Genomic DNA, 448 nt, shown 5'->3' with positions numbered 1-448 from the left:
TTCTATATTTAAAGACACATTTATTATTCGAAACAGATTGAAAAGACCCCCACGTGCCAGAATCCGACGCGACAGTTGGATTTCTAGAAACTGCTATCATACAAGCTTGATATTGAGTTGAAGCTACTGTGTAGTCCAAACCCTCAACTATCCAAAGCAAATTAGAATTATTTGGATTTGGAACAGTATATTTAATCTGATTGTTTGCAGGATCAAGAACCCAATCAACACCTGCACCTATAAGCTGTTCTACAGCTACAGAAAGCGCATAAGCAGCACCTCCGCGCGCTAAAACTTTTGCGACTTGTTGAGCAGTAGGTGTAATTAAAGCAGTAGAAGTTTTTGCAACATTCTTACCATTAATAAGAACATTTTTTGCACCGTTATAAAGTACAGATGCACCTTTAGACACTGGGTTAGAAAGCGACCAACCACCCATTGCAGTTGA

1 pseudogene is annotated in these 448 nt (G+C 39.1%); it reads right to left on the bottom strand.

From position 1 onward, the window contains the following. Positions 1–448, bottom strand: a pseudogene (locus tag EXE09_RS18910) (hypothetical protein); the annotation flags it as partial.

The organism is Acinetobacter sp. WCHAc060025 (assembly GCF_004209355.1).
Lineage (GTDB): Bacteria > Pseudomonadota > Gammaproteobacteria > Pseudomonadales > Moraxellaceae > Acinetobacter > Acinetobacter wuhouensis.
This window is presented reverse-complemented; position numbering and strand designations above follow the sequence as displayed.